Raw genomic sequence first — 25,912 nt, 5'->3', positions numbered from 1 at the left:
TCCTCGATCAGTGTTCCAGCGTCTTCAGGTAGGCGATCAGGTTGTCCGCCTGATCCGGTTCGAGGCGAAATTCCGGCATGGCGGGATGCCCAGTGGTGATGCCCTCCGCCAATGCCTCCGCGAGGTTCTCGACGGGGTAGTGCGTGTGCAGCTCACGGAATGGCGGTGCGTCCCGGAGCGGGCTCGCACCCTGCCGCCCCACGGCGTGGCACCTGGCGCAGTTCGTCCGGGCGATGGTCTCCCCTTGCTTCGCCTTGAGGTCCCAGGCGGAGGCGGGGGCGAAGACGGACAGCCAAAGGAATGGCGCCGCGCTGATCGCCAGCAGATCACGTCGTTTTTGGGAGACGCGGCGCATCAGTGGCTCATCAGGCAGCAGAGGGGGGTCGTCTGAAGGATGTCGCGGGTGACGCCGCCGAAGATCCATTCACGAAGGCGGCTGCGCCCGTAGGCCCCCATCACCACCAAGTCGGCCTCCTCGCGCCGGGCGAACCGAAGGATCTCCTCAGCGGGGTTGATCTCCGGGCTGCGCAGCAGATGCGTGGTGACCGTGACGCCGTGGCCGGACAGATAGGCGGCGGCATCCTCGGCCCCCTCCTGGTCCGCCGCCGGGCCAACCACGGCGATGTGGACCTTGTCCGCCCGTGCGAGGAGCGGCAGAGCGTCATGGACGGCCCGGCGCGCCTCGCGGGTGTCCTTCCAGGCCACCACGATCCTCTTTGCCGCGAGATGTGCGAGTCCGGGCGGCGTGAGCAGCACGGGGCGTCCGACCTCCATCAGGAGCGGACCGACCGAGACAGCCATCACCCCCGGGTCTCCGTCGCCCGGCCCCTGCCGTCCGACGACCACGAGATCGGCGCTGCGCGCCTGTGCGGCGAGGTAGGCCAGGGGCGAGCCGGTCACGGATCTCCAGGCCCGAGACTGCGCCGCTGCCGCCTCGCGCGCGAAGAGGGCCTGGGCCGCGGCGAGATCCTCCTCGGCCGATCGCTCCTCGGCCGCCCAGGCGCGCTCGGCCTGCAGCACGTCTCCGATCGGTATGGGACCGAGGACCGGGCGTCCGGCGACGCCGGTGAGCTTGGACCCGAAGCGCTCGGCGAGGCCGGCGGCAAGCCGAACGCGGTCCGACGCAGCGGCCCCGAGATCGACCGAGACCATGATGTTGGAGATCGTCACGAGTTCCCCCCGAGCCCGGGCTCGACCGCCCTGTCGGGACACCTTGCCTGCGATGGCCCCCGGTGCCTTTGATCCATCTCAAGGACCGGCGGATGGCCGGCCACGTCCCCTTCGCGGCAGCGGCGTCTGGCGCGCGACGGTCCTTCGCGAGGGCGCGCCTGGCGGGGAATCGGGCGGGCGCCGAAGCCCTCCCCGGTCCCCGATCGAACGACCCGAATCCGGGCTTCGCCCTCCATCGGGCCCATTCTCTGCGCGTCCCGCGCATGACGGGGAGTGGCCGCCGCCCGTCCCTTGGACAATCCCTGAAACAGTCCCTCGGACAGCTTCGTGCGCCGCCCCCGCGGGAGGAGACGTCCGGATTGGCAGCGCGCCATCCGGCCCCCCCTGATCCGCGTCGGTCATTCCGAACCCGCCCGCATCGGTGGGGCGGGGAAACACCGGTCCCGTCACCAAGCCAGCCGGAGGCGGTCGTCGACGGCATGGACGCCCGGGGTCGACCAGGCCGCACGCTCCGCGAGCTCGCGCTCCCGCCACAGGTCGACGCATCCGTCGAGGATCACCGTGTCGCCCTCCACGCGCACGGTAATCGTGTCGGGATCCCGCGCCGTCCGTTTCAGGGCTGCGAGCACCTTCGCCTTCACGTCGCGCGACCGAACGGAGGGCTTGACCGCGAGGAGGTTCAGGACCTCCCGGACTCCGGCGAGCTTCGCCACTGCGGATTGCGCCGCAGCCCTCTGATAGTACCAGGGGACGCAGCCATCGAGGGTGACACGGCCCTCCTCGACCTTGACCTTGATGGCTTCGTCCGGGACCTGGACGTTCCAGGCCAGAACCTTCACGACGCGGGCGGCGAGCTCCTCGTCGCCGGTTTTCTGGTCTGCGGGGTAGCGGACCTCGATCTCCTCGACGACGGCCCGGACTCCGCGGACCCGCTGAGCGACCTTCTCGGCGGCGATCTTCTCGGCATAGGTGGCGACGTGGCCGGACAACGTCACGAGACCGTCCCGAACGGCCACGCCGATATGCGCCGCGTCCACCTTCGGATCGAAGTCCAATTCCTCCAGCACGTGCTGGCGCAGGGTCCTGTCGTCCATCGTCCGTCTCCCGTTCGCGTTCACGCGGGGCTTCAGAGCACGAGCCAGAGCAGGGCCGGCGTGACCAGCGAGGCCACAATCGCGAGACCCAGGGCCTGCAGGCTGCCGATGCTTCGGTAGCGGTGCCCGTTCGAGACGACCGAGGGTGCATCCGTATTGTGCGCCCGAAGCGTGACCGGCATCCGGACATGCTGGACCGGCCGGATGTAAGTGGATCTCATGACCAGGGTCATCGTCGGCTCCCGTTCGCGATTACGCGAGGCATGATGACCGTCGGACCGGCGACGGCCTTGAGATGGATCAAGGCCGTCCCCTTCGGGGCCTGCGGGCTTCACGTCGTCGGGCGCCGGGCGAGCGGCTGAGGCACCAGGACGGCCGCCCCCCGCAAGATCCCGGACCGGTGATCCGCGATCGCCTCGTTGGCCCGCTCCAGCGGGTAGGGACGCGTGTGGGTGACGATGCCCGCCCGCGGGACGAGCGCGAAGAAGCTGCGGGCGTCCTCGCGGGTCAGGTTCGCCACCGACAGCACCGCGCGCTCGCCCCAGAGAAGTTCGTAGGGAAAGGCGGGGATATCGCTCATGTGGATGCCGCCACAGACGACCCGGCCACCCTTGCGCACCGCTTTCAGCGCCGTCGGGACGAGCGCCCCGTCCGGCGCGAAGACCAGGGCGGCGTCCAGCGGCGCCGGCGGCGGCGCGTCCGTCCCGCCGGCCCACTCCGCCCCGACGGATCGCGCGAAGGCCTGGGTCTCGCGGTCGCCGGGGCGGGTGAAGGCGAAGACACGCCGGCCCTGCCATCGGCAGACCTGGGCGATGATGTGGGCCGCCGCGCCGAAGCCGTACAGCCCGACCGTCTCCGCCGCGCCGGCCATCCGCAAGGTTCGCCATCCGATCAGGCCGGCGCAGAGCAGCGGTGCCGTCGCGACCGGGTCGAGATCGGCACCGAGGGGGATCGTGAAGGCTGCCTCGGCCAGGATGTCGGTCGCGAAGCCGCCGTCGCGCGTGCAGCCCGTGAAGCCGGGCGCGTCGCAGAGGTTCTCGCGGCCGGCCTCGCAATGGGAGCAATGCCCGCAGGCATGCCCGAGCCACGGCACGCCGACCCGGCTGCCCAACGGTGGCACTCGGACATCCGGGCCGCGCGCCGCGACGATGCCGACGACTTCGTGGCCGGGCACGATGGGATACGTCGCCTGCGGGAGTTCTCCGTCGATGAGGTGGAGGTCCGTGCGGCAGACCGCGCAGGCCTCGACCCGGATCCGGACCTCGCCGGGCCCCGGTTCCGGGGTCGGGCGGCACTCGGGGGCAAGGAATCCTCCGGCCTCCCGCAGGACCATCGCGAACATGGTGCCCTCCTCCGACAGCAGGCGCGTTGCGGACGTTCCGCAAGGTGACGTCGCGCGACGACCCGCCGGCGCGGCCGGTGATTGCCCCCGCGGACGCTCTGTCGGCCCTCACCCGGCGGTGCGACGGCCGCGTGGCTTCGGGGGCGGTGACCGAGCTTCGACGACCGCTGCGGGTCTCGGATCGAAGGGGAGCACGGAGGCACCGGCGGCGATGATGCCGGCCAGGGTCCGCACATCGTCCGGCATCCTCGGATCGCGCGCGATGCGTTCCGCCTCGCGCTGCAGGCGCAGATTGCAGGGGGCGGGAGGCAGGCCGGCGACAGGGGTACAGGCGTCGTGCCGTGCGCACGCCGCATCGAGGGCGTCGATGGGAGGGAGAGGGGCGTTGTTGCCCAGGCCGCAATAATTGCCGTGAAAGACCAGTGCGGGCGCAGGGGACTGCGCCTGCGCCGGAAGCGAGACGCTCAGACAGACCATGAGGGGGAGAAGGGCAGTCGCCGGCATCATGGTCCGCATCCCTGTGCGCGCAGAACGATCCGCAGGCTGCCTCCGGCAGGACGGAGCGGCGTTGATCCAGCGCAAGGCGGGACGTTTGGCAGACCGCATCATGTCCGGAAGATCACCGCACCCCGGGACCCCGACATGGATGAGCCGCTCACAGGAGGCTTGGATGGAGGCTTGGACGCCGCCAGCGGAGGCACCCCGCTCCCGCCTGCCGACTCCTTCGCGCCCGGTCCCCTTGGCCCGGACCAGTTGCGGGAGATCCACGCCTACTGGCGGGCCGCGAACTACCTGTCGGTCGGGCAGATCTACCTGATGGACAACCCGCTGCTGCGCGAGCCCCTGACGGCGGAGCAGATCAAGCCGCGGCTCCTCGGCCACTGGGGCACGACGCCGGGACTGAACTTCGTCTACGCCCACCTGAACCGCGTCATCCGGCAGCGCGACCTCGACATGCTCGCCGTGTGGGGGCCGGGCCACGGGGCGCCGGGCCTCGTCGCCAACGCCTACCTGGAGGGCACCTACAGCGAGACCTACCCGGACGTGGCGCAGGACCTCGACGGCATGACCCGTCTGTTCCGCCAGTTCTCCTTCCCCGGGGGGATCCCGAGCCACGCCTCGCCCGAATTGCCGGGTTCCATCCACGAGGGGGGCGAACTCGGCTATTCACTGGCGCATGCCTTCGGGGCGGCCCTCGACAATCCGGACCTGACCGTCGCCTGCATCGTCGGCGACGGCGAGGCGGAGACCGGGCCGCTGGCCGCCTCCTGGCACGCGAACAAGTTCCTCGACCCGCGCCATGACGGGACCGTCCTGCCGATCCTGCACCTCAACGGCTACAAGATCGCCAACCCGACACTTCTCGCCCGCATCCCGCAGGCGGAGCTGCGCAGCCTTCTCGTCGGCTACGGCTACGAGCCGGCCTTCGTCGAGGGCCACGAGCCCGCCGCGATGCACCAGGCCATGGCGACGGCTCTCGACGCGGCCTTCGACGCCATCGCGGCGATCAGGAGCGCCGCCCACCGGGGCAAGGTCGAGCGGCCGCGCTGGCCCATGATCGTGCTGCGCAGCCCGAAGGGCTGGACCGGCCCCGAGACCGTGGACGGCAAGCCCGTCGAGGGGACCTGGCGCGCGCACCAGGTTCCCGTCGCCGCCGTGCGGGACAACGCGGACCATCGCGCCATCCTGGAAGCCTGGATGCGATCCTACCGGCCCGAGGAGCTGTTCGGGCAGGACGGCGCGCTGGTTCCGGAGCTCGCGGCACTGCCCCCGAAGGGCCGACGGCGCATCTCGGCCAACCCGCACGCCAATGCCCACACGAGCGCGCCCCTACGCCTTCCAGACCTGCGCCGCCTCGCCGTCGCGGTGCCCGAGCCCGGCCGGGTCCGGGCCGAGGCGACCCGCGTGCTGGGGACCTACCTGCGGGAAGTCCTGATCCTCAACGCGGAGGCCCGCAACTTCCGCATCATGGGTCCCGACGAGACCGCCTCGAACCGCCTCGACGGCGTCTTCGCGGTGACGAGCCGGGCGTGGCAGGAGGCGATCCTACCGGGCGACGACCACCTCGGGCGCGACGGGCGCGTCATGGAGGTGTTGAGCGAGCATCTCTGCGAGGGCTGGCTCGAAGGCTACGTCCTCACCGGCCGGCACGGCCTGTTCGCGACCTACGAGGCCTTCGCGCACGTGGTCGATTCGATGGTGAACCAGCACGCCAAGTGGCTGAAGTCCGCGCGCGAGCTGCCCTGGCGTCGGCCGGTCCCCTCCCTCAACATCCTGCTGTCGTCGCACGTCTGGCGCCAGGACCACAACGGATTCAGCCACCAGGACCCGGGCTTCATCGACTTCGTGGCCAATAAGCGCGGCGACACGGCGCGCATCTACCTGCCGCCGGACGCGAACAGCCTCCTGTGCGTCATGGACCACTGCCTGCGCACCTACGACCGCATCAACGTGGTGGTGGCCGGCAAGCAGCCCGCCCTGCAATGGCTCAGCCCGGACGAGGCGGCCAAGCACTGCGCGGCCGGCGCCTCCATCTGGAATTGGGCGACGAACGAGGGCGAGTCCGAGCCCGACGTGGTGATGGCCTGCGCCGGGGACGTGCCGACGATGGAGACCCTCGCGGCCGTGGACTGGCTGCGCCGGCATGTTCCCGAGCTGCGGGTCCGGGTCGTCAACGTCGTCGACCTGATGACGTTGGCGTCGCGCGAGATGCATCCGCACGGACTCGACGACCCGACCTTCGACAGCCTCTTCACGCGCGACCGGCCGGTGGTGTTCGCCTATCACGGCTATCCCTGGCTCATCCATCGGCTGACCTACAAGCGGACGAACCACGGCAACTTCCACGTGCACGGCTTCATCGAGGAAGGCACGACGACGACGCCCTTCGACATGTGCGTCCTGAACCGGCTCGACCGGTTCCATCTCGCACAGGCCGCCCTGCAGGCCGCGCCGCGGCTGGGCGCCCGGGGGGAACACGCCCAGGAGGCGCTTCGGGACGTGCTGGCGACCCATCGCGAGCACGTCTGCCGGACCGGCGACGATCTGCCGGCGGTCCGGGACTGGGTCTGGCCCGACGGCCCCGCGCACGCCGACCGGCGCCGGATCGAGGCGGACCTCATGCAGGGCGATCCGCCGGACAGGCACGAGCCCCCGGCCGGCGAGACCGTCGACGGCTGGACGGTCCTGCCGGAAATCGAGCAATGATCCTTGTCCTCAACGCCGGCTCCTCCAGCCTGCGCTGCGCCTTGTTCCGGTCCGGTGCGGATGCCCCGGTCTGGCGCGCGCACGTCGCCGACATCGGAAACGCCCCGCGGCTCGCGGTGGATGGCCTCGCCCGCGGCGACGAGCAGCCCCCGGCCGGGGACCATCCCGAGGTCGCCCGGTGGCTCTTCGGACGGCTGCCCGCCGCGCCGACGGCGGCCGGGCACCGCATCGTCCACGGGGGCTTGCGCTACGCCGCGCCGGTGCGCCTCGATGCCGAGGTGCTCGCCGACCTGGAGACGTTGGTCCCGCTGGCGCCGGCCCATCAGCCCCAGGCGTTGGCCTGCATCCGGACGGTGACGGAGACCTGGCCGGACCTGCCGCAGGTCGCCTGCTTCGACACCGCCTTCCATCGCACCCAGGACCGGCTCGCCCAGATCTATCCCCTTCCCCGCGCTCTCCTCGACGAGGGCTTCATCCGCTTCGGCTTCCACGGCCTCTCCTACGCCCACGTCGCCCGGCTTTGCCCGCAGGGCCGGGTGCTCGCCGCCCATCTCGGGCACGGTGCCAGCCTCTGCGCCATCCGGGACGGGCGCAGCGTCGCCACCACCATGGGCTTCACGACGCTCGACGGGGTGATGATGGGCACCCGCAGCGGCTCGGTGGATCCGGGCCTGGTCCTGCACCTGATCCGCGAGCGCGGCCTGTCGCCCGATGCGGTGGCCTCGCTCCTCAACGAGCGGTCGGGCCTCCTCGGGGTCTCGGGGATCAGCGACGACGTGCGGGTGCTGGCGGCGAGCCCAAGTCCCGATGCGCGGGAGGCCCTCGACCTGTTTGCCTACAGGATCGTGCGCGAGGCGGGCTCGCTGATCGCGGCCCTCGGCGGCCTCGACACCCTCGTGTTCACCGGGGGCATCGGCGAGCACGCCGCCGAGGTCCGCACCGCCGTCTGCCGCGGACTGGCGTTCGCAGGTGTGGCCCTCGACGCGGACGCCAACGCCCGTGCCGCGGGGGTCATCGGGGCCCGCGCCTCCCGCGTGCAGGTCCGCGTCGTCTCCGCCGACGAGGAGCGTGAGATCGCGGTCGCGACCGGAGGCTCGGTGCACGGGGGCCTCGAGGGGCGCGCGGCCCGGGTGCCGGCCCTTGCGCATCCGGCGTCCAGACTTTAATTATTCCAGATAAGATCTGTCCCACGTCGGAGGCGGCCGGCGCCGCGCAGTCGAGATGACGCCCAACACGAAGCCCTCACCCGTCCGCCAGCTCAAACGGTATGGCGGGTGCAGGCTCTACGACCCCGAGAGCCGAGCCTATCTGGCGCCCGAGGACCTGGAGCGGCTGATCCGCCGCGGCGTCAGGATCAGCGTGCGCGAAGCCGGGTCGGGTCAGGACGTCACCCACGAGGTCGTTCCCCCGAATCTCCAGTGAGCGGCAGGTCGAAACCCCGCACGGGCCGCGCGCCACCGCTCACCGCCGATCTCGCTCCGGAGCGGTCGCACCCGAGGCCCGGAGCGACCGGCTCCATCGCCGCGAGCGGCCCGCCTTCCCTCCGTGGGAACCCTCGGCGTCAGGTCTGACGTCCAGCGCCGGCGCGGTCGACGCGGGCGACCATGAACGTGCGGTAGACCCCGTCGTCGGCATCACGGATCGAGACGTAGTCGCCCGGAACGAAGGCGTGCGTGCCGAGGTGGTAGCCCGGCTCGTCGTCCTCGTTCGTCCAATCCTCGTAGTCGATCAGCCAGGTCGCGCCGCCCTCCCCGCCGGCCCGGTGAACGAGGCGACCGTCGCGGTCGCGTTGGCCCGCCCAGAAGCGGCGCACACGGCAACTGTCGCGGGTCTCGCGCCAGAGAGCGGGATCGAGGTGCCCGTCCGGTCCGAGCGGCACGACCATCTCGTAGCCCCGGGCCACGCTGCCGTCCGGAAAGTCCGGGCAGCGGGCCAGAGTCAGGGTCACCCGATACAGCATCCCCGGCAGGGCGTGCTGTCCGGGAGGCTTGCCGTGTCGCTGGTCGGATGGGGAGGATCCCTGTGTCCCATGAGGCATGTCCCGTCTCCTCAGCGCAGGGCGACGATGTGATCGACGACGGTCCGGACGCCCGGTACGGACCAGGCCGCCCGCTCGGCGGCATCCCGTTCGATGCCGACCGTGACGGCCCCCTCCAGGGTGACCCGGTCGCCCTCGACGCTGACCTTGATCGCGTCCGCCTCGAACAGGGCGTTCCGCCGGAACGCCTCCAGGATCTTCGCCTTGACCGCCGTCGGTTGCACGTCCGGCCTGACCTCGACGAGGTTCGTCACACCGAAGACACCGGAGAGCTTGCGGACGGCCGCCTCGGCGCCCATCGCCTGGTACTGCCAGGGCACCGCCCCGGTGAGCGTCACCCAGCCCTGCGCGACCTTCACCTGGATGGCGTCCTTCGGGAGGTGGACGGACCAGTCGAGGATGGCCAGGGCCCGCGCGGCGATCTGATCGTCCTCGATCTTCTTAGCGTCGGGAAGGCGAACCTGGATCTCCTGGGCGATGGCCCGCACGCCCTTGACCCGTTTCGCCGCGCGCTCGGCCTCCACCTTCTCGGCATAGCTGCCGACATGCCCCGTCAGGGTCACCACGCCGTTCGAGACGGCGATGCCGATCTCGGCGGCATCCAGGCTCGGGTCGAAGTCGAGCTCGTCGAGCACATCGCGGCGAAGATCCTTGTCGGTCATGGCGTCTCTCCCGTCTGCTGTCGTGAGGAAGTCCGGACCAGGATGACGCGCCCTAGGCGGAGGAGCCTTGATCCAGCGCAAGCCCGACGCGCTGTTCGGCGCGGACGAAGGCGATGCAGCGCTCCATTTCCCGGCGCAGGTTCGCGAGGGGCTCGTCGATGCCGCAGGCACGAAGGTCCGCGCGAAGGCGCGCGAGCAAGGCGTCGTCGCCGGACACCACGGCTTCCTCGGCGAAGGACGTGACGTAGGCGGAGGCCGCGTCCCCGGTCAGGTGCATCCGCTCGGCCGCCCAGGTCGCCAGCAGGCGATTGCAGCGGACACGCGCCTGGAAGCGCAACTCCTCCTCGTGGGCGAAGCGGCTCTCGAAGGCCCGCTCGCGCTCGTCGAACGTCGTGTTCATCGGATGCCTCACCTGTCGGGCCACGTCGGGCCACGTCGAAACGGCTCCCTCACTCTCGCCCCGCCGGGATGCGCGCACCTTGAGGCAGATCAAGGCCCGGCGGGCGGCGTCCGGCACGGCTCTCCACCACGGTCCCGAGATGCCGGAGTGCGGTCGCGAGCGGGGCATCGCCGGCCGGATCGATGCGGGCATCCTCGACGATGCCGTTCTGCAGGGACGTGGCGTCCCCGTCGGGATGGCCGGTCGGCACCGCTTCCTCGTCCCGCGTCGTGACATCGCCATCCTGCGCGACCACGAGGTCGGGCTCGATGCCGCGTCCCTGCACCCTTCGGCCCGCCGGCGTGACGAACCAGGCCGTCGTCAGTCGCAGGCCGCGTCCGCTGCGATGGAGATACGTCGTCTGGACGGCACCCTTTCCATAGGTGCGCGTCCCGACCAGGGTCGCGCGTCGGTGGTCCTGAAGCGCGCCGGCCACGATCTCGGCCGCGGAGGCGGTGTCGCCGTCCACGAGCACCACCAGGGGAAGCCCGTCGACGAGGTCCTTGCCGCCGCGGTCGAGCGCGAAACGCTCGACGTCCCCGGGGCCGCGTCCCACCAGGCGCACGATCTCTCCCCGCCCCAGGAACGCCCCGGCGACCGCCACGGCCTGCACGACGAGACCGCCGGGGTTCCCGCGCAGGTCGAGGACGAGACCCGTGATCGCCTCCGGACCGATGTGAGCCTGGAGGCCCGCCACGGCCTTGAGCAGCCTCCCGGTGGTGAAGTCGTCGAAGTGGTCGAGCCCGACATAGCCCACGGTGCCCAGAAGACGCGTGCGAACCGGGTGCAGGGGAAGCCACTCCCGTGTCAGGGCGACCTCGGTGGCGGCCTGTCTCTCCGAAAGGCGGACCCGCAGGTGCACGGCGGTTCCAGGATCACCGCGCAGGAGGTCGACGATCCCGGTGCGGTCGATGGTGTGGACGGCCCTGCCGTCGATCCGCTCGATGATCGTTCCGGCGTGCAGACCGGCCCGGGCCGCCGGGGCGCCGGGCAAGGCGGACCGGACGCGCCCGCCTGCCTCGACCGTCACGCCGATCCCCGCGTAAGTCCCGGTATCCTCCTCGTCGAACGCCTGAAGCTCGGCCGCGGTCACGTATCCCGAGTACGGATCCAACGATGCGACCATCCCGGAGATCGCCGCATCCACGAGCTGACCGTCGCGGCGCTCCTCCGCCGCCTTCGCGCGGATGGCATGGAACGCCGCTCCGAAGACGCTGAGGGCTTCGTAGAGACCGCCGGGCGTATCCCCGGTCCTTTCCCCGGTCCCCCGCCGGGCGTCCGGGGATGCCGTGCACGCCAGGAGGGTGGCGGCAACGGCCGCGAGGCCGGCCAGCCAGCGGGAGCGGTGGCGAACCCGACGAGGGATCGCCCGTCGCGCGGGTTGGGCGTCGTTCGGGCCGGGCATGGGCTGGCCTCGGGATGGGCTCGCCTCGGGATGGGCAGGCCTCGGGATGGGCAGGCCTCGGGATGGGCAGGCCTCGGGATGGACAGGCCTCGGGGAAGGCATCCGCGAGACTGCCCAGGCCACGGTCACCCCTGCCTTGAGATGGATCAAGGTTCCCGGCTTCCCGTGCGGACAGGGTCTGCGCCTGTTCGCAGCGGAGCACCGCATGACCTGGCGCCTGTCCCTCGGAGCCGCGGCGACCCGCGGGGCACGCCTCGCGGTCGGCGACGAGGGGGGACGGATCGCCGATCCCCGAACGGTCGGGAATGCGACGTCCCTTCGGGGATGGCGCGAGGCCGCCCGCGGTCTCGCGCCGATCCGGATGGCCATCGTCCATCCCTGCGATGCGGCCTCCCTCCTGGGTGCGATCGCGGCCTGGGAGGCGGGTCTGATCGAACCCGTCCTGGTCGGACCGGAGGCGCGGATACGGGTGGTCGCCGCCGAGGCTGGCCTCGCGCTCGATGGCTTCGACCTCGTCGACGCGCGGCACAGCCATGCGGCGGCCGAGACGGCGGTGGCGCTCGCGCGTACCGGGAAAGTCGCCGCCCTGATGAAGGGGGCGCTCCATACCGACGAGATGATGCAGGCCGCCGTCCGAAAGGCGGGGGGGCTGCGAACCGAGCGGCGGATGAGCCACGTCTATGCGCTCGACGTGCCGCATCATCCCAAACCGCTCTTCATCACGGACGCGGCGGTCAACATCGCCCCCTCGCTCGATGACAAGCGCGACATCGTCCAGAACGCCATCGAGCTCTGCCACGCCCTCGGCATCCGGGAGCCGAAGGTCGCAGTTCTCTCCGCCGTCGAGACCGTCAACGCGCGGATCGTCTCGACCGTCGATGCCGCCGCGCTCTGCAAGATGGCTGAACGGGGCCAGATCACCGGTGGCATCGTCGATGGCCCCCTCGCCCTCGACAATGCGGTGTCGGGACCGGCGGCCGCGGCCAAGCACATCGTCTCACGGGTCGCGGGTGATGCCGACGTGCTCGTCGTGCCGGACCTCGTGTCGGGGAACATGCTGGCCAAGCAGTTGGTGCACCTCGCCGGCGCCGAGGCCGCCGGCCTGGTTCTGGGCGCGAGCGTGCCGATCGTCGTGACCAGCCGGTCCGAGGGCGAACCGTCCCGGGTGGCGTCATGCGCCATGGCGCGTCTCAGCGCGCCCCACCGCTGCATCGGGTCTGGCACCGTCCGTCGATCCGCCGGAGGGCCTTGATCCAGATCATGGCCCCGGCCGACGGCCGCGGCACTGGATCGACATGCCCGCCAGCCCGGTCCCCGCGGGGCCGCGGTCCGGTGCGGAGGATTCCCGAGCCAGACGGAGATTGCGATGTCCTCCCCCATCGACGAGCCCGACCCGTTCGACCCCTTCGGCATCGTCGCCGCGACGGACGAGTGGTGCGGCCTGCTGAAGGCTGCTGAGGAACTCCGGAACGTCGACGGGGAGATGATGGAGACGATGCTGGAGGCCGGGGCGCCCGGCCCGGCCTCTCTCCGGCTCGGGCGCCAGCACGAGGCGCCGCGGCATCGCGGACCCGCGGCGACGCCTGAGCCTCGACCCCGTCGCCAGGCAGCGGCAACAGCTCGCGGCCATGCGGGCCCTTGAGGCGGGCTGCTCGGACTGTACGGAACGCAGCCGCTGCGCACGCGAACCGAGGGCGGGAACGCCACCCGGCGCCGACCGGGCGTTCTGTCCGAACGGCGCGCGCTTCGTCCGGCGGCAGTCCGTTTAACCCGTCCGCTCGTCCGTCTCTCCATTGCGGTGCCCCGGGCCGTGAGAGGCGGCAATGTGCCCGAACGCGCTCAGCTTTGGGCTTGCAACGGTCATCGCCGCGGCCCCGGTTTCGACAGCGGTCGGCTCGGTTCGCCGGCTCGGGGCAGGCCTCGTGTCACCGACGCACAGACGTATCGTACGCGGCTATCGCGAGCACCGGCATCGTCGCTGCGCCCGGCACCGAGGTCACGTCCGCTGCCGTTGAAGGCGTCTGAGCCTTCTTGGGCGAACGGAGCGTCCGGTGCCTGTGGCCGGCTCCATTTGCCTTCTCGGGGAATCCGCGCGTCCGAACGCAGGCCTCGGGCAGTGCTTCGATGCTCACAGCGCCCGATGCCGATCCGCTTGGACGTTGACGCGGATCAACGCCCGGCCGGCCGACAATCGGGAGACTGGGACGGGGCGGACCAGACCGGGCTTTCAGATGGCATGCGATCAACCCCACGGCAGCCCCAGGACGGCCTGCGATCCGGCCGTGGCACCTCACGGTCCCGAACGCCCGATCGCCGCGCACGGATCCACCCGGCAGGACATCGGGGCCGCGCCTTGGGACCCGCGCACCGCACCCCGTTCGACGCTGGCTGGGAAGGAGGGCGCCCATGCCGTGCCGAGCGGGGACGTTCCAGAGATGTTCGGAACGTGCCAGAGCGCGGGCCTGACGGACGCGGAGGCCCGGCGACGGCTCGCCCGCTTCGGCCCGAACGTGATTGCCACGAAGGAGAAGGCCGGCACGCTGGCCCTGCTCCTGAACCAGTTCATGAGCCCGGTCGTCTCCCTGCTCGCCGCGGCGGGTGCGCTCTCGCTCTACTTCGGCGACTGGCAGGAGGCGACCGCGATCATCGCGGTGCTGGCCATCAACACCGGCCTTGGCTTCTCGACCGAACTGAGGGCGGCGCGGTCCGTCGAGGGGTTGCGGGCGCTCGGGACGCGCTCGGCCCGCGTGCGCCGCGACGGGCACGCACGGGTGCTTCCCGCTGAGGATCTCGTACCGGGGGACATCGTGTTGGTCGAAGGCGGCGATGCCGTCCCGGCCGACATCCGGCTGGTCGAGGCGTCGAACCTGGGCGCGGACGAGTCCACCCTCACGGGCGAGTCGGTGCCCGTGGACAAGGCGCCGGAGCCGGTCGCCCCGGACGCGCGGCTCGCCGAGCGCACCTGCATGCTGTTCCGCGGCACGCTGATCACGCGCGGCAGCGGCCTCGGTATCGTCGTGGCGACCGGCCTGGGAACCGAACTCGGCGCCGTCGCACGCCTCGTCGCGCAGGCCGAGCCGGACACCTCGCCCTTGGAACGGCGCCTGGAACGTCTGTCCCGCCAGATGGTCTGGGTGATCCTGGCGCTTGCCCTCGTCCTCGCGGGCCTCGGCGTGGCGACCGGCAAGGATCTCCGCCTCATGACCGAGGCCGGCATCGCGCTGGCGGTCGCGGCCATCCCGGAGGGCTTGCCGGTCGTCGCGACCCTGGCGCTGGCGCGCGGGATGTGGCGGATGGCGCGGCGGAATGCGTTGATCGAGCGTCTGTCGGCCGTCGAGACCCTCGGCGCCACCACGGTGATCCTCACCGACAAGACGGGCACGCTCACCGAGAACCGCATGACGGTGCGGTGGCTGTCGGTGCCGTCGGGCGAGGCCGACCCGACCGATCCGGGCTCCGCCGCCGCCGAGACCGGACGGTTGCTTCGCGTCGCGGTCCTCTGCAACGACGCCTCCCTGGGGCAGGATTCCCAGCAGGGCAGCGGCGACCCGATGGAACAGGCGCTGCTGCGGGCGGGTCGTGCCGTCGGGCTCGACCGCGCGGCACTCCTGCGCGACCGGCCGCTCGTGGGGAAGCACGCCTTCGATGCGGGCACCCGCATGATGGCCACCGTCCATGCCGTCGAACCGGGCCACTGGGTGGCGGTCAAGGGGGCCCCGGAGGCCGTTCTGGCCGCCTCGCGCTCGGTCGGTGGCGCGGAGCGGGACGTCCCGCTGGACGACGGCTCCCGGGACCTGTGGCGGCGTCGCGTCGAAGACCTGGCCGCGCGGGGCCTGCGGGTCATTGCCTGCGCGGAGAGGTCGGGGGGCGCTGCGGGGGGCCATCCCTTCCGGGACCTCACGTTCCTCGGTCTGGTCGGGCTGGAAGACCCCGCCAGGTCGGACGTTCCGGAGGCTCTGGCCGCCTGCCGCGCCGCGGGCATTCGCGTGGTCATGGTGACCGGCGACCACGCCGTCACGGCCCTCAGCATCGCGCGCGCGGTCGGGCTCGCCGGCCGCGGGGACCGCGTCGTCGAGGGCGGCAGCACCGGCGAGATCCCGGGCCGCCTGGACGAGGTCGCGGTCTTCGCGCGGGTGAGCCCCGCCGAGAAACTGTCCCTGGTCAGGGCGTACCAGGCGAAGGGCGAGATCGTCGCCATGACGGGCGACGGCGTCAACGACGCGCCGGCGCTGAAGCAGGCGGATATCGGCGTGGCGATGGGGCGGAGGGGGACGGACGTGGCGCGTGAGGCGGCTGCCATGATCCTCATGGACGACGCCTTCCCGACCATCGTGGGCGCGATCCGCGAGGGGCGGATCATCTTCGACAACATCCGCCGCTTCGCCGCCTATCTCCTCGCCTGCAACCTGAGCGAGGTGATGATCGTCGGACTCGCCATCGTCTCCGCCCTGCCGCTCCCCATCCAGCCGTTGCAGATCCTCTACCTCAACGTCGTGACCGACGTCTTCCCGGCCTTCGCCCTGGCGATGTGCGAGGGACGGGACGACATCCTCGCACGACCGCCGCGCGACCCGCGCGAGCCCATCCTCGGACGTCCCCAATGGGTGCGGATCGTCCTGCACGCCGCCGTTCTGACGGTCGCGACCTTCGCGGGGCTGGCGGTCGCCGAATCCTGGTTCGGCCTCGACCGGGCCTCCAGCGTGACCGTGACCTTCCTGACCCTCGCCTTCGCGCAACTCTGGCAGGTCTTCAACATGCGGGCCTCCGGCGCGAAGCCATTTCGCAACGAGGTGACGCGCAACCCCTGGATCTGGGCCGCCCTCCTTCTCTGCACGGTGCTGCTCGTCGGCCCGGCTTACGTGCCCGCGGCCGGGAAGGTGCTCGGCCTCGTGCCGCCCGACGCGACCATGTGGGCGATCATCCTCGGCGCGAGCGTCGCCCCGCTCCTGCTCGTCCAGGTCGGGACGATGGCCAGGGGCGCCCGCGGACCCGCCGGCAGGACATGACGGCCGCCGTCCCGGCGCGATGCCCAGGCGACCCGACCGGCCGGCGTTGCGATGGATCAACGCGGGACCGAACCGCGGTGCGAAACTGGGTCCGTCAAAACGCCCGGAGCCCCGCATGTCCCGTCCGCTCTCATCCCCGCACGCCGAGATCCGCGATGTTCTCGTGTGCCTCACCGAGGAGGGCCGCGGCGACGAGGCCGAAACCGCTCTGGCTTACGGACTTTCGCTCGCCGCCGCGACGCGCGCCCACCTCACCGTCCAATCCGCGGCACGGCGCCTGGCCGTGGTCGCCGGCGGGGCGTGGGGGTTCGTGAACGACCTCGTGGCGACCGAAAACAGGCGGCTGCGCGGCCTCGCGCAGGCCCTGGCCGAATGCACCGTGGCGGACGCCGCCAGCGTGGGCGTGACCTGCACGGCCGAGGCGCCTTACCTTGCCTACACGGACCTGGTCGCGCGGCTCACCGCCCGCGCGCGGCTCGCGGACCTGACCGTCCTCGATGCCGAGGCGCGGGAGCTCGATCTCGACCGCGACCTCATCGACGGGATCCTCTTCCGGAGCGGGCGACCGCTCCTCGTGGTTCCGCCCGGCTGCGAGACCTACGCCGCGCGGCGGATCCTCGTCGCCTGGGACGGCAGCGCCCGGGCGTCCCGGGCGGCGAACGACGCGCTGCCGTTCCTGCGCGCGGCGGAGCTGGTGGAAGTCGTGTCCGTCGTCGGGGAGAAGGACCTCTCGACCTCCGCGGCCGGCGCCGAGTTCGCCCCGCACCTCGCGCGGCATGGCGTGACGGTTTCCGCGGTCGACGTGCCGGTCGTCGGCGACGTCGCCGAGACGCTCAGGGTCCGGGCCGGCGAGATCGGCGCCGACATGCTGGTGATGGGCGCCTACCGGCATTCGCGCCTCCAGGAGTGGTTCCTCGGCGGCGTGACGCAGTCCCTCCTCAAGCGCAGCCCCTTGCCTCTGTACCTGTCCCACTGACCGGGGCGCCTCCGGCGGCCGCAAGCAGGGCCCCACGCAGGACGGCAGGGATCGCGGAAGCCGGCATGGGCTCGAACGAGGTCGCCGCAGCCCGTCGCGCTGGGGATGGGTGGGCACGCGATCTCGCGCGCATCGCCGTCTCGGCCGGCTCGGCCGTCCTCTTCGCGGCCGGTCGCGCACCGAGATGGAAGGGGGGATCGCCTGTCACCGATGCGGATCTCGCCGCCGAGCGCGCCATCGGCGGCCGGCTTTCGGAGCGATTCCCGAGACTGCCCATCGTCTCCGAGGAGCGGATTGCCGCGGGGGACATCCCGGCGACGGGGCCGCGCTTCGCGCTCGTCGCCCCCGGGACGGCACATCGCGCGCCGGCGCTCGGTCGTCGAGACGTCGAGGTCCGGGACGTGCACCGCCCGCTTCAGCTTGAAGACGCGTCCGTTGCCGCGAAACACCGCGGAGATGTGCGTGCGCAGGCGGTCGACCGTTCGACCCGGCTGCCGTTCGGCCTCCCCAACGCCCCGCCGTCAGTGCGTCGGTAACGGCTGCACGGAGCCGCGCTCGCCCGAGCCGCTCTTACCTGCCTTCTTGCCGGCACGCACGATCAGGGCCGCGAAGGCTGAACGCCGGATCTTCTTCTTGGAGACCTTTGGCCAGCGCTCGCGAACGGCCGCAATCAAGTCCTTGGCCCTCATCCCGGGTTTCACGACCTTCACGATCCTCCGGCTGATAGTCGATGTCGATGGCATGATTGGCGCTCCATTCAATGGGTCGATGTTTCTTCGAGGCGAATTCTTCTTCGTTGATCTGCGTCAAGCCATGCCTGAACGTCGCGTGCGGCTCATGCCTTGCGGCGAGGAACCGGTCAGTCCTCGACGACCCGGCGAAGGCGCGCACGGCGCAGGCTGACCTGACGTCCGCCGGCACGCAGCAGGGCGCCGGCCTCCTCGAGCTGCGACAGGGTCCGCGACACGGTCTCGATGGTCAGGCCCAGGTAGTCGGCGATGTCGCGCCGCGTCATCGGGAGCAGGAACGTCCCGGTGCCGCCGAGCCGTTCGTCGACCTCGATCAGGAACGTCGCCACCCGTTCCACGGCGGAGCGGCGACCGAGAAGCAACATGTGGTCCTGGGCGTGACGCAAGCCACGGGTGGCCATGTTCCAGAGGTGGCAGGCGACCTCGGCGTTGCGGGTGGCGGCGCGCTGTATCCCCAGGCGCCGGAAGATCAGGACCTTCGTGTCCGAGAGGGCCTCGGCCGAGTGCCGGTGGGTCTGGCCCTGCTCGAAGCCGAACAGGTCGCCGGGCAGGTGGAAACCGGTGATCTGGCGCCGACCGTCGCTGAGGACCTTGTGGGTTCGGACCGCGCCGTCGGTCACCCGGTAGACGAACTCGGCGTCCTCGCCCTCACCGTAGATCTCCTCCTCGCGGCCATAGGCAAACGGTGTTCCGACGATCTCGGGGCAACCCGCGAAGAGGACGCCCTCGCGGCCGATGGCAACCGGGACGTTCGCGGGGGTGAACGACGGAATGGGTCGCGTCATCTCTGTGGCCATGGATCGACTCCTCGTCCGGATCGGATGAGGGGGAAGTTGGCCGCGCCGTCGCCGGAGGGAAATTCCGGCCCGTTTCGTAAGGGCCCCTGCGTAAGGGCAATTACGTAGGTCCGGGGGTCGACCGTCATCCCCCGCCGATCGCCACGGCCATCCATCCGCCGGCATGGTCGGGCGCCATGAGCAGGCCGAAGCGGGCCGCGAGCAGGGACCCGACGGCGGTGGCGAGCGCGTAGGCCATCACCGCGAGGACGAACGTCAGGCCATCGGCCTGATGGCGCAGAGCGTGGATCGAGGCGCAGCCGGAGGTGAACGCCGCAGCGAGGAGGATCGCGAGGGGATCGGACGGCATGACCGTGGTTCGCAGCAATCGGGAGCCCTGGAGCTTCGGGGCTGCGCCGGCCGTGACGGCGCGGCGCAGCCGCTGTTTGACGAACACGCTCCGGTCAGACGGAGCGCGCCTCGGGCGACCGGTACAGCCGCCAGAGTTCAGACCCGGACAGGACGAAAACGGCGAGGCCGATGACCACGTGGGCGCCCGCGACGACCTTCAGCTCCGCGAAGCCCAGCACCCAGGGCGCCGCGGCCACCCAGAGACCGACGGCGAGGTTGAGGTATTCCTCCCAGTCGTAGGACTGGCTGAGCGCAAGCATGGCGATGACGGCGATCGCGGCGCCGCAGATGAAGGCGTTTCGCGCTGCGACCGTTTCGCTACCCAGCTCCAGGTACCAGGGGGCCAGGAACAGGGTGATGCCCAGAAAGACGTTGAGGCCGTTCAAGACCGCGTCCTCGGCTCGGTTCTCGATGGTGCGCATCGACTTCTCCTCGCGAGCAAGGCGCCCGGGAGTCGGGGCCGACCGGACGCCGAGCGACGGACGTCCCGTCGCTTCCACGCGAGGACGATCGTCGCGCGATGGGTCTGCGGCCTTGACCCAAATCAACAGAGGTCCGGTCTCGGCAGCATGAGAACTGCCGAAGATTGGTAAAGCCGTCGCTTGATCTCCAGAACGACGATGCATCCCTCGATGTTTGATTTGGGTCAAGGTCTTTGCCGTGGGCCGGCGCACCCTGCGCCCCTTCGCCAGACAAGGAGATCGCGATGCGTTCCGGACACACGCCGCACCTGCATGCCCATGACCCCAAGGACGCCGCCGAGGCTATGGGGGCTGGCTTGGCCGCCTGGCGCACCCTCGCCGTCGACGTGCCGTTGCGTCTCGCGGCCGAGACGATGCGCTTCACGGGCCGTCGCCTTCAGGCCCAGGCGGACCACCTCGTCGGGCTGGCGCGGTGCGGCTCGCTCCAGGAGGTCGTCGCGCTCCAGGCGGCGTTCGTGACCCGGGGCCTGACCGACGACCGGCAGGAGGCGACGACCTTGTCGCACGACGTCACGGAGACCGCCTTCGCCAAGGCGGCGTGACACGGGCGTCCGCCGACCGGCCAATGGCTCCGGCGGGCTTCTCCCGAGACCCTGAAGCGCTGTTGGCAGGACGGGCTCCGATGCCGGGCAGACCATGCCGCCCCCAGATCTACCGCATCTTCCAGCACCGGCATGCGCCGGGGCTGTGTTGCGCCGTCCGCGAGGACCTGTCGATCCCGTCCTTCGTCGGGGCCCAGGGCTGGAACTTCGGCGCCGAGGTCCGCGAGACCGGAAGCCTGCCGTTCGGCTTCCAACCCGCACCGGCGCGCGAGGCCAGTGCCGCGTTCGGATATTACCTGTTTCATCATCCCTGCGAGACCCTGTCGGCTCGCTACTCCCGTCCCTGGGGCGGCGAGGGGGCCGAGCCGGATCGTTGCAGGCCGTGAGCGGCCGGCGCCCTCACCGCCCCTCCGCGCTGTCGGGCGCCCGTTGCGCCAGGACCGGCGGCTCCCCCACGCGTTCCGTCCTTGCCGGGCCTCGCGGCCGCGTCAGGCTAGGCCGGCCAGCACGGACCATCGCACCAGCTCCTGCAGGCTGGCCGCCTGGGTCTTGGCCATGAGCTTGGCCCTGTAGATCTCGACGGTCCGCGGGCTGATGTCGAGGGTGCGGCCGATGTCCTTGCTGGAGCCGCCCGCGACGAGTTGGTCCATCACCTGACGCTCGCGGTCGCTCAGGGTGCCGACCCGTCGGACGAACTCGTCGAGGGTGGGATCGACGACCTTGGCCGCTCCGCCCCGGTTCAGGGCGGAGCGCAGCGCCTGCACCAACGCTTCGTCGTCGAACGGCTTCTCGATGAAGTCGCAGGCCCCGAGCTTCATCGCCTCCACCGCGAGCTGCACGTCCCCGTGCCCCGTCATCACCACCACGGGGAGGGTATGGCCGCAGGCCCGCAGGCGGCGCAGCAGCTCGAGCCCGTCGACGCCGGGCATGCGGATGTCGGTCAGGACGCACCCGCGGGCCGGCTTGACCAGCGTGTCGAGGAGGTCCGTCGCGGCCTCGTAGAGCGCGATCTCGAAGCCCGCGGTGTCGAGCAGGAAGCCGACCGAATCCCGCATCGCCGGGTCATCGTCGACCACGTGCACGAGGCTATGGGCCATGGATGGCATCTCCCTCCGGGGCGGTCGCCAGGGTCAGGCGAAACGTCGCCCCGCCGGCCGCGTTGCGCTCGACCGTGAGGCGGCCGCCATGCGCCTCGATGATGGTGCGGCAGATCGAGAGGCCGACGCCCATCCCGCTGGCCTTCGTGGTCACGAAGGGCTGGAACAGCCTGTCGGCGACCTCGTCCGCGATGCCGGGGCCGGTGTCCGCCACCGTGATCTCGACCGCCTCGGCGGAGAGCGCATGGGCGTCGACGGCCAGTTCGCGCCGTTCGCTGTGCTGCATGGCCTCGCGCGCGTTGCGCATCAGGTTGACCAGGACCTGCTGGACCTGCACCCGGTCCGCCAGAACGGCCTTCAGGCCGGGGGCCACGTGGAGGCGGGCGACCAGGCCCTGTTCCCGGGCGCCGACCAGGGCCAGGGCGCCCGCCTCCTCGATCAGCCGCGAGACCGACTCGAGGCGGCGTTCGGTCTCGCCGCGGGTGACGAACTCCCTCAGGCGGCGGATGATCTGCCCGGCCCGCAGGGCCTGCTCGGCGGTCTTGTCGAGAACCTCGATGGTCTTGGCAATGGCTTCGGGACCCGGGTTCGCGAGCAGGCGACGGCAGCCCTTGGTGTAGTTGGCGATGGCACCGAGCGGCTGGTTCAGCTCGTGGGCCAGGGTGGATGCCATCTCGCCCATGGCGCTTAGGCGCGAGATGTGGACGAGTTCGGATTGCAGTTCCTGCAGCCGTGCCTGGATCCTCTGATGCTCGGTCAGGTCGTTGATGAAGCCGGTGAAGAAGACCTGCTCGCCCGAGCGCATCTCACCGATGGCGAGCTCCATCGGGAAGGTGGTGCCGTCCGCCCGCTGGCCCGTCACGACCCGATGGATGCCGATGATGCGGCGCTCCCGGGTTCGGCGGTAGTGGTCGAGATAGCCATCGTGCTCGCCGCGCATCGGCTCCGGCATCAGCATGCGGACGTTGCGCCCGATGGTCTCGGCGGCCGCGTATCCGAAGAGGCGCTCGGCCGCCGTGCTGAAGGAGGTGATGAGGCCGGCCTCGTCGATGACGACCATGGCCTCGGGCACCGTGTCGAGGATCGAGCGCAGGTGCGCCTCGCGGGCGCGTAGGTCCGCCTCGGCCTTCTTCTGTTCGTGGATGCTGAGGACGACGCCCCGGTGACGCACCGGTCGGCCATCTGCGTCGCGGTTCACCTGCCCGCACGAGCGCAGCCAGCAGACCTGACCGTCCGGCCGCACGACCCGGTAGTCGACCTCGTAGCTCCCGCCATCCCGCAGGGCCCCCTGGATGGCATCGGCCCGCGCCTGGCGGTCATCGGGGTGCACCAGGGCCTGGGAGGCCGTGAAGGTGGTCAGTCGCTCCGGCGGAACGCCGAAGAGCCGGGCGCAGGTCGGCGAGACCGTGACGCGGCCGGTCGGGATATCCAGAGACCAGATGCAGACGCCCACGTCGTCCAGGGTCTGCCGGAGTTCGTCGACGGTCAGCGTGCCGTCGCCCAGATGGCCGAGGGACATCGAGCCGATGGGGTTCGTCATCGTTCGCCCCCTTCGGCGCTGGCTATTCCAGGGCTCCAAAGAACAATCTCTGCAACCAGTCCGTTCAAGGACGTCACGTGATGGACGCTTCCACGAACAGCAACATCTTCGGCCAACATCATGGCCCGCAGATCAATGGCCGGCGTTTGATGCGGTTTCTATCACTGAAGATAGTCGATGGATACCGCGCAACTGCTGGCCGCGGCTAAGCATCTTGTGGCGAAGGGGGCGTTTGAGGTGGATCAAGGCGGCTGGGTCGCGACGGGACGAACACGGGACCCAGCAGAACTTGGAGACGCCCCATGGCGAAGCCCCCCTCATCCCCGCTCGCGGCCCTTCGCGACATCCTCGTCGGCACGACCGTCGAGACCGCGTACGAGGAACCCTCGAGCGCCATCGGTTACGGCCTGACGCTCGCGAAAGCCGCCGGCGCCCACCTCACGGTCCAATCCGCCTCGTGGTGCCTCTCGGGCGACGATGCCTGGCTCGGCAGTTTCGATCTCGACGACGATGGGGTCGCGCGCATCGACCGGCGCCTCGATGCGATGGCCCGTTCCGTCGCGGACCGTGCGGCCGGGGACGCGGCGCAGGCGGGCGTGCTCTGCACGACGCAGACGCCGAGCCTGCCTTACCCGGACGTCGTCGGTCGGCTGGTGGCTCAGGCCAGCCTGCATGACCTGACCGTCCTAAATGCGGGACCGCGGACCTACGATCTGGATCGCGAGGTGATCGAGAAAGCCCTCCTCGCGAGTGGTCGTCCGGTCATCGCAGTGCCGCCGGGACACGACGCCTTCACCGGTCGGAAGATCATCGTGGCCTGGGACGGCAGTGCGCAGGCGGCGCGGGCGGCCAACGACGCGATGCCGTTCCTCTGCGCGGCGGACGCCGTCGAGATCGTCTGCGTCGCCGGCACAGAAGAACTGTACACATCGGTTCCGGGTGCCGAGTTCGCGCCTCACCTCGCGCGCCACGGCGTGACCGTCAGCGTCGTCGACGTCCCGGTGGTGGGGGACACCGCGGAGACGCTTCGCAACCAGGCGACGATGTTTCACGCCGACATGATCGTGATGGGGGCGTACGGCCATTCCCGCGTCCGCGAGTTCTTCTTCGGTGGCGTCACGCGCGCCCTCCTGAGAAGCAGCCCGGCCCCCCTGCTCCTCGCGCACTGACGAGGGGAGGTTCGGTCACGAGACCGAGCCGCCGATACCGCGTTCCCGTTGCGGCCGTCCGGGTCGCACGGCCCAACACCCCGTCCCGTCCGCGATCCCGCCGTGGCGCGGGAGGCGCCTTGGGACGAAAACGACCCGCGCGCCGTGACGGATGCCGGGGGCTGTGGCGAGACCCCTTCGAAGCGGCGCGGGGCCTTCACCGGGGGGCGCGCGCAAACTCCCGCATGAACGCCAGGAGCCGTCGCAGATGGTGGCGGTCGGGTTCCGGCCGCGAGCCCGTCGCGAGGGCGCCGATCAAACCGTCGACGAAGAGAGACCCGCCCGAATAGGCGATCGACCAGTCGGCGAAGTCACGCCGCGGGGCGTCTCGGTCCTGCACCACGTGGACTTGCGTATGCCGCCGGTCGCGGCGGATGCTCTCCATCAGTTCGTCGATGGCGGCGCGCGAGCCTTCCAGGATCTGGGCGAAGCGTCCGTCGGTCGCGATCAGCGCGCCGGTGACGTTCAGCCGAACGTTCCTGACATGGGCGGCGTCCACGATGTCCCGGATGTCCGCTTCCGTCGCCTGCCTGCGACTGACGTAGAGAAAGGATCGCTCCATGGGCTTCTTCGACCTTCGTCTTCGTCCACCGGCCGGATCGCCATCCCGGGGAGGACTGTCATCGCCTCAGGGTCTTCAGATACGCGGTGAGGTCGTCGGCATCGGAGGGATCGAGCTGGAACGCGGGCATGGCCGGGTGACGTCGCTCGACACCCTCGACCAGGATGTCGGCGAGATCATCGATGGGAAAGCGGCGGGCGAGCGTTCGAAACGCCGGCGCCTCGGGCATCGGGCTGACTCCCCGAGAGCCGATGCCATGGCATCGCGCGCAGGTCGCGCGGGCCAACGTTTTGCCGCGTGAGGCCGATCCGTCACGGGCCGTGGCGGGGGGCGCGACGAGCCCGAACAGCGCGACCGATGCGAGGACGAGCGCGCGGCGCATCAGTGGCTCATCAGGCAGCAGACGGGTGCCGTCTGCAGGATGTCGTGGGTCATGCCGCCGAAGATCCATTCCCGAAGGCGCGAATGTCCATAGGCTCCCAGGACGATCAGGTCGGCGTATTCCCGGCGTGCGAAGCGCAGGATCTCGTCGGCTTCGACCGACCGGCTTCCGAACAGGGCATGGGTGGTGGCATTCACGTCGTGGCGCGACAGGTGGGCCGCCACCTCCTCGATTCCCTGGAATTGCGTCTCCTGTCCGACCGAGACGAGGTAGACGTGGTCCGCCTGTCGCAGGAAAGGCAGCGCCGCCGTGACGGCCCGCCGGGCCTCGAGGGTGTCCTTCCAGGCGACGACGATGCGGTCGGCGCCCAGGTGCTCGATCCCCGGGGGAACGATCAGGACCGGACGTCCCGCCTCCATCAGCAACGGGCCGGGCAGCACCGTCATCGCGCCCGGCACGGCATCGGCCGGGCCATGGCGCCCGACCACCACGAGATCCGCCGCGCGGGCCTCCCGGGCGAGATTGGCCGTGGGATGTCCCTCGGTGAACCGCCAGTCGGTGCGGAGGCCCTCGCGGGCATGGCGCAGGAACAGGTCCCGGACCCGGGCGGCCGCGTCGCGCGATCGGCGTTCCTCGGCCGCGCGCAGGATCCCGTCCGCCTGCATGTTGGCGAATGCGGACGGTCCGGGGATCGGCCGGGCCGCCACGCCGGTCAGGTCGGCCGCGAAGCGCCGCGCCAGGCCGGCGGCGAGACGGACGCGGTCGGCGGAACCGCGATCCAGGTCCACGGATACCAGGATGTGCGCGTAACCCACGGCCGCCTC

30 protein-coding genes are annotated in these 25,912 nt (G+C 71.0%); 11 read left to right on the top strand and 19 right to left on the bottom strand.

The window, feature by feature from the left end:
* Positions 1-7: 7 nt before the first annotated feature.
* The 6 genes from ASG51_RS20230 to ASG51_RS20205 form a co-directional block, all read right to left on the bottom strand.
* The gene (locus ASG51_RS20230; RefSeq protein WP_056382681.1) at positions 8-355 is read right to left on the bottom strand and encodes a cytochrome c; all 348 of its coding nucleotides are present in this window, start codon (positions 353-355) and stop codon (positions 8-10) included.
* Positions 355-1,170, bottom strand: coding sequence for a universal stress protein (locus ASG51_RS20225; RefSeq protein ID WP_056270476.1), 816 nt, complete (start codon positions 1,168-1,170; stop codon positions 355-357). The genes ASG51_RS20230 and ASG51_RS20225 overlap by 1 nt, the downstream gene beginning before the upstream one ends.
* Positions 1,171-1,616: 446 nt before the next feature.
* Entirely contained in the window at positions 1,617-2,264 is a 648-nt protein-coding gene (locus ASG51_RS20220; RefSeq protein ID WP_056348475.1) for a BON domain-containing protein, read from the bottom strand.
* A 32-nt stretch (positions 2,265-2,296) separates the two neighbouring features.
* Positions 2,297-2,485, bottom strand: coding sequence for a hypothetical protein (locus ASG51_RS20215; RefSeq protein WP_244480207.1), 189 nt, complete (start codon positions 2,483-2,485; stop codon positions 2,297-2,299).
* A gap of 110 nt (positions 2,486-2,595) precedes the next feature.
* Positions 2,596-3,606, bottom strand: a complete 1,011-nt coding sequence (locus ASG51_RS20210) for a zinc-dependent alcohol dehydrogenase family protein (RefSeq protein ID WP_056382678.1) — start codon at positions 3,604-3,606, stop codon at positions 2,596-2,598.
* Between the two features lie 108 nt (positions 3,607-3,714).
* A complete protein-coding gene (locus tag ASG51_RS20205) occupies positions 3,715-4,110 on the bottom strand; it encodes a hypothetical protein (protein WP_244480211.1) in 396 nt (131 codons plus the stop codon).
* 174 nt (positions 4,111-4,284) lie between these two features.
* On the opposite strand from ASG51_RS20205, the gene ASG51_RS20200 reads away from it, so the two are divergent.
* Genes ASG51_RS20200 through ASG51_RS20190 form a run of 3 tightly spaced genes read left to right on the top strand, consistent with a single transcriptional unit; the run spans position 4,285 to position 8,235 of the window.
* Positions 4,285-6,813, top strand: a complete 2,529-nt coding sequence (locus ASG51_RS20200; RefSeq protein ID WP_056382676.1) for a phosphoketolase family protein — start codon at positions 4,285-4,287, stop codon at positions 6,811-6,813.
* Positions 6,810-7,979 (top strand): acetate/propionate family kinase, encoded by a 1,170-nt coding sequence (locus tag ASG51_RS20195; protein ID WP_082514148.1) that lies wholly within the window; start codon positions 6,810-6,812, stop codon positions 7,977-7,979. The genes ASG51_RS20200 and ASG51_RS20195 overlap by 4 nt, the downstream gene beginning before the upstream one ends.
* A 55-nt stretch (positions 7,980-8,034) precedes the next feature.
* Entirely contained in the window at positions 8,035-8,235 is a 201-nt protein-coding gene (locus ASG51_RS20190; RefSeq protein ID WP_056270463.1) for a polyhydroxyalkanoate synthesis regulator DNA-binding domain-containing protein, read from the top strand.
* Positions 8,236-8,374: 139 nt separating this feature from the next.
* Here ASG51_RS20190 and ASG51_RS20185 read toward each other — a convergent pair whose 3' ends face one another.
* From ASG51_RS20185 to ASG51_RS20170, 4 genes are all read right to left on the bottom strand, one after another.
* Positions 8,375-8,773, bottom strand: a complete 399-nt coding sequence (locus ASG51_RS20185; RefSeq protein WP_056220075.1) for a hypothetical protein — start codon at positions 8,771-8,773, stop codon at positions 8,375-8,377.
* Positions 8,774-8,862: 89 nt separating this feature from the next.
* A complete protein-coding gene (locus tag ASG51_RS20180; protein WP_056270457.1) occupies positions 8,863-9,513 on the bottom strand; it encodes a BON domain-containing protein in 651 nt (216 codons plus the stop codon).
* A 52-nt stretch (positions 9,514-9,565) separates the two neighbouring features.
* The gene (locus ASG51_RS20175) at positions 9,566-9,913 is read right to left on the bottom strand and encodes a DUF1476 domain-containing protein (RefSeq protein WP_056382674.1); all 348 of its coding nucleotides are present in this window, start codon (positions 9,911-9,913) and stop codon (positions 9,566-9,568) included.
* Between the two features lie 49 nt (positions 9,914-9,962).
* Positions 9,963-11,357, bottom strand: coding sequence for a S41 family peptidase (locus ASG51_RS20170; protein ID WP_082486895.1), 1,395 nt, complete (start codon positions 11,355-11,357; stop codon positions 9,963-9,965).
* Positions 11,358-11,562: 205 nt separating this feature from the next.
* On the opposite strand from ASG51_RS20170, the gene ASG51_RS20165 reads away from it, so the two are divergent.
* The 5 genes from ASG51_RS20165 to ASG51_RS20145 all read left to right on the top strand — a co-directional run bounded on the left by ASG51_RS20165 (position 11,563) and on the right by ASG51_RS20145 (position 17,875).
* A complete protein-coding gene (locus ASG51_RS20165) occupies positions 11,563-12,609 on the top strand; it encodes a bifunctional enoyl-CoA hydratase/phosphate acetyltransferase (RefSeq protein WP_244480206.1) in 1,047 nt (348 codons plus the stop codon).
* Between the two features lie 114 nt (positions 12,610-12,723).
* Positions 12,724-12,999, top strand: a complete 276-nt coding sequence (locus tag ASG51_RS20160; RefSeq protein ID WP_200941364.1) for a hypothetical protein — start codon at positions 12,724-12,726, stop codon at positions 12,997-12,999.
* Positions 13,000-13,768: 769 nt separating this feature from the next.
* Positions 13,769-16,363, top strand: coding sequence for a cation-transporting P-type ATPase (locus tag ASG51_RS20155; protein ID WP_056382672.1), 2,595 nt, complete (start codon positions 13,769-13,771; stop codon positions 16,361-16,363).
* Between the two features lie 115 nt (positions 16,364-16,478).
* Positions 16,479-17,339 carry a universal stress protein gene (locus ASG51_RS20150; protein ID WP_056382670.1) on the top strand — a complete coding sequence of 287 codons (861 nt, stop codon included), beginning with the start codon at positions 16,479-16,481 and terminating at the stop codon, positions 17,337-17,339.
* Between the two features lie 65 nt (positions 17,340-17,404).
* Positions 17,405-17,875: a hypothetical protein gene (locus tag ASG51_RS20145; protein WP_056382668.1), complete on the top strand. Its 471-nt coding sequence runs from the start codon at positions 17,405-17,407 to the stop codon at positions 17,873-17,875.
* Here ASG51_RS20145 and ASG51_RS24390 read toward each other — a convergent pair.
* The 4 genes from ASG51_RS24390 to ASG51_RS20130 all read right to left on the bottom strand — a co-directional run bounded on the left by ASG51_RS24390 (position 17,861) and on the right by ASG51_RS20130 (position 19,697).
* Positions 17,861-18,082 carry a hypothetical protein gene (locus ASG51_RS24390; protein WP_162245256.1) on the bottom strand — a complete coding sequence of 74 codons (222 nt, stop codon included), beginning with the start codon at positions 18,080-18,082 and terminating at the stop codon, positions 17,861-17,863. The genes ASG51_RS20145 and ASG51_RS24390 overlap by 15 nt on opposite strands.
* A gap of 116 nt (positions 18,083-18,198) precedes the next feature.
* Complete coding sequence (locus tag ASG51_RS20140; protein WP_056220062.1) at positions 18,199-18,885, bottom strand: helix-turn-helix domain-containing protein; 687 nt, start codon at positions 18,883-18,885, stop codon at positions 18,199-18,201.
* A gap of 124 nt (positions 18,886-19,009) precedes the next feature.
* Positions 19,010-19,321: a hypothetical protein gene (locus ASG51_RS20135; protein ID WP_244480204.1), complete on the bottom strand. Its 312-nt coding sequence runs from the start codon at positions 19,319-19,321 to the stop codon at positions 19,010-19,012.
* Between the two features lie 7 nt (positions 19,322-19,328).
* A complete protein-coding gene (locus ASG51_RS20130) occupies positions 19,329-19,697 on the bottom strand; it encodes an SPW repeat protein (protein ID WP_056270439.1) in 369 nt (122 codons plus the stop codon).
* 284 nt (positions 19,698-19,981) lie between these two features.
* On the opposite strand from ASG51_RS20130, the gene ASG51_RS20125 reads away from it, so the two are divergent.
* Positions 19,982-20,299, top strand: a complete 318-nt coding sequence (locus ASG51_RS20125) for a phasin family protein (RefSeq protein ID WP_056270437.1) — start codon at positions 19,982-19,984, stop codon at positions 20,297-20,299.
* Between the two features lie 80 nt (positions 20,300-20,379).
* Positions 20,380-20,685, top strand: coding sequence for a hypothetical protein (locus ASG51_RS20120; protein WP_056382667.1), 306 nt, complete (start codon positions 20,380-20,382; stop codon positions 20,683-20,685).
* A 102-nt stretch (positions 20,686-20,787) separates the two neighbouring features.
* Here ASG51_RS20120 and fixJ read toward each other — a convergent pair whose 3' ends face one another.
* Positions 20,788-21,396 carry a response regulator FixJ gene (gene fixJ / locus ASG51_RS20115; protein WP_056220050.1) on the bottom strand — a complete coding sequence of 203 codons (609 nt, stop codon included), beginning with the start codon at positions 21,394-21,396 and terminating at the stop codon, positions 20,788-20,790.
* On the bottom strand, positions 21,386-22,936 hold the full coding sequence (locus ASG51_RS20110) for a PAS domain-containing sensor histidine kinase (RefSeq protein ID WP_056382665.1): 1,551 nt from the start codon (positions 22,934-22,936) through the stop codon (positions 21,386-21,388). The genes fixJ and ASG51_RS20110 overlap by 11 nt, the downstream gene beginning before the upstream one ends.
* Before the next feature lie 302 nt (positions 22,937-23,238).
* Here ASG51_RS20110 and ASG51_RS20105 point away from each other — a divergent pair, with 302 nt between their 5' ends.
* Positions 23,239-24,105, top strand: a complete 867-nt coding sequence (locus ASG51_RS20105; protein WP_056382663.1) for a universal stress protein — start codon at positions 23,239-23,241, stop codon at positions 24,103-24,105.
* Positions 24,106-24,301: 196 nt separating this feature from the next.
* Here ASG51_RS20105 and ASG51_RS20100 read toward each other — a convergent pair whose 3' ends face one another.
* From ASG51_RS20100 to ASG51_RS20090, 3 genes are read right to left on the bottom strand one after another with little or no spacing between them, the layout of a single operon-like run.
* Positions 24,302-24,706, bottom strand: coding sequence for a BLUF domain-containing protein (locus ASG51_RS20100; protein WP_056220039.1), 405 nt, complete (start codon positions 24,704-24,706; stop codon positions 24,302-24,304).
* 58 nt (positions 24,707-24,764) lie between these two features.
* Positions 24,765-25,088, bottom strand: coding sequence for a cytochrome c (locus ASG51_RS20095; protein WP_056220036.1), 324 nt, complete (start codon positions 25,086-25,088; stop codon positions 24,765-24,767).
* Complete coding sequence (locus ASG51_RS20090) at positions 25,088-25,903, bottom strand: universal stress protein (RefSeq protein WP_056382794.1); 816 nt, start codon at positions 25,901-25,903, stop codon at positions 25,088-25,090. The genes ASG51_RS20095 and ASG51_RS20090 overlap by 1 nt, the downstream gene beginning before the upstream one ends.
* Between the last annotated feature and the right edge of the window lie 9 nt (positions 25,904-25,912).

The organism is Methylobacterium sp. Leaf465, from assembly GCF_001424705.1.
GTDB lineage: Bacteria > Pseudomonadota > Alphaproteobacteria > Rhizobiales > Beijerinckiaceae > Methylobacterium.
The sequence above is the reverse complement of the archived record's forward strand: the minus strand, read 5'-3'. Positions and strand labels throughout refer to the sequence as shown.

Excerpts from the sequence above, each read along its gene's own strand:
- ASG51_RS20160 (WP_200941364.1), top strand. The coding sequence starts at position 12,724 with ATGTCCTCCCCCATCGACGAGCCCGACCCGTTCGACCCCTTCGGCATC.
- ASG51_RS20150 (WP_056382670.1), top strand. The coding sequence starts at position 16,479 with ATGTCCCGTCCGCTCTCATCCCCGCACGCCGAGATCCGCGATGTTCTC.
- ASG51_RS20105 (WP_056382663.1), top strand. The coding sequence starts at position 23,239 with ATGGCGAAGCCCCCCTCATCCCCGCTCGCGGCCCTTCGCGACATCCTC.
- ASG51_RS20190 (WP_056270463.1), top strand. The coding sequence starts at position 8,035 with ATGACGCCCAACACGAAGCCCTCACCCGTCCGCCAGCTCAAACGGTAT.
- ASG51_RS20210 (WP_056382678.1), bottom strand. The coding sequence starts at position 3,606 with ATGTTCGCGATGGTCCTGCGGGAGGCCGGAGGATTCCTTGCCCCCGAG.
- ASG51_RS24390 (WP_162245256.1), bottom strand. The coding sequence starts at position 18,082 with ATGCCATCGACATCGACTATCAGCCGGAGGATCGTGAAGGTCGTGAAA.
- ASG51_RS20205 (WP_244480211.1), bottom strand. The coding sequence starts at position 4,110 with ATGCCGGCGACTGCCCTTCTCCCCCTCATGGTCTGTCTGAGCGTCTCG.
- fixJ (WP_056220050.1), bottom strand. The coding sequence starts at position 21,396 with ATGGCCCATAGCCTCGTGCACGTGGTCGACGATGACCCGGCGATGCGG.
- ASG51_RS20185 (WP_056220075.1), bottom strand. The coding sequence starts at position 8,773 with ATGCTGTATCGGGTGACCCTGACTCTGGCCCGCTGCCCGGACTTTCCG.
- ASG51_RS20180 (WP_056270457.1), bottom strand. The coding sequence starts at position 9,513 with ATGACCGACAAGGATCTTCGCCGCGATGTGCTCGACGAGCTCGACTTC.
- ASG51_RS20110 (WP_056382665.1), bottom strand. The coding sequence starts at position 22,936 with ATGACGAACCCCATCGGCTCGATGTCCCTCGGCCATCTGGGCGACGGC.
- ASG51_RS20220 (WP_056348475.1), bottom strand. The coding sequence starts at position 2,264 with ATGGACGACAGGACCCTGCGCCAGCACGTGCTGGAGGAATTGGACTTC.
- ASG51_RS20165 (WP_244480206.1), top strand. The coding sequence starts at position 11,563 with ATGACCTGGCGCCTGTCCCTCGGAGCCGCGGCGACCCGCGGGGCACGC.
- ASG51_RS20100 (WP_056220039.1), bottom strand. The coding sequence starts at position 24,706 with ATGGAGCGATCCTTTCTCTACGTCAGTCGCAGGCAGGCGACGGAAGCG.
- ASG51_RS20230 (WP_056382681.1), bottom strand. The coding sequence starts at position 355 with ATGCGCCGCGTCTCCCAAAAACGACGTGATCTGCTGGCGATCAGCGCG.
- ASG51_RS20125 (WP_056270437.1), top strand. The coding sequence starts at position 19,982 with ATGCGTTCCGGACACACGCCGCACCTGCATGCCCATGACCCCAAGGAC.
- ASG51_RS20130 (WP_056270439.1), bottom strand. The coding sequence starts at position 19,697 with ATGCGCACCATCGAGAACCGAGCCGAGGACGCGGTCTTGAACGGCCTC.
- ASG51_RS20120 (WP_056382667.1), top strand. The coding sequence starts at position 20,380 with ATGCCGGGCAGACCATGCCGCCCCCAGATCTACCGCATCTTCCAGCAC.
- ASG51_RS20145 (WP_056382668.1), top strand. The coding sequence starts at position 17,405 with ATGGGCTCGAACGAGGTCGCCGCAGCCCGTCGCGCTGGGGATGGGTGG.
- ASG51_RS20175 (WP_056382674.1), bottom strand. The coding sequence starts at position 9,913 with ATGAACACGACGTTCGACGAGCGCGAGCGGGCCTTCGAGAGCCGCTTC.
- ASG51_RS20095 (WP_056220036.1), bottom strand. The coding sequence starts at position 25,088 with ATGCGCCGCGCGCTCGTCCTCGCATCGGTCGCGCTGTTCGGGCTCGTC.
- ASG51_RS20140 (WP_056220062.1), bottom strand. The coding sequence starts at position 18,885 with ATGGCCACAGAGATGACGCGACCCATTCCGTCGTTCACCCCCGCGAAC.
- ASG51_RS20215 (WP_244480207.1), bottom strand. The coding sequence starts at position 2,485 with ATGAGATCCACTTACATCCGGCCGGTCCAGCATGTCCGGATGCCGGTC.
- ASG51_RS20170 (WP_082486895.1), bottom strand. The coding sequence starts at position 11,357 with ATGCCCGGCCCGAACGACGCCCAACCCGCGCGACGGGCGATCCCTCGT.
- ASG51_RS20195 (WP_082514148.1), top strand. The coding sequence starts at position 6,810 with ATGATCCTTGTCCTCAACGCCGGCTCCTCCAGCCTGCGCTGCGCCTTG.